This window comes from Pseudoalteromonas sp. SIMBA_162 (assembly GCF_046535955.1).
GTDB classification, from domain to species: Bacteria; Pseudomonadota; Gammaproteobacteria; order Enterobacterales; family Alteromonadaceae; genus Pseudoalteromonas; species Pseudoalteromonas marina.
The window spans coordinates 1-255 of sequence record NZ_JAWJBQ010000751.1 but is presented as its reverse complement, the minus strand read 5'-3'; the positions used below and the strand labels follow the sequence as shown (position 1 = coordinate 255).

Below are 255 nucleotides of genomic sequence, written 5' to 3'. Positions count from 1 at the left end.
CCCACGTTCACGGTAACACCGCGATATAGCACTGTTTCGCCAGGCCGTGATTGAGTATTCATCAAGCGAAGAGGTCAGCAATGAGCCACGACAACGTGACAATGGAAGCCCTGGAAACCCGTTATGCGATGATCGAAGGTCACCGCATTGCCTACAAGGAAATGGGTGAAGGTCAGCCGCTGTTGTTGATTCACGGCATTCCGACCAACAAGCTGATGTGGCGTGATGTGATGCCGGAATTGGCCAGGCATTATC

1 pseudogene is annotated in these 255 nt (G+C 52.5%); it reads left to right on the top strand.

What is annotated here, in order from left to right:
- Nucleotides 1-101: 101 nt before the first annotated feature.
- A pseudogene (locus R0J88_RS21685) lies at nt 102-255 on the top strand (alpha/beta hydrolase); the annotation flags it as partial.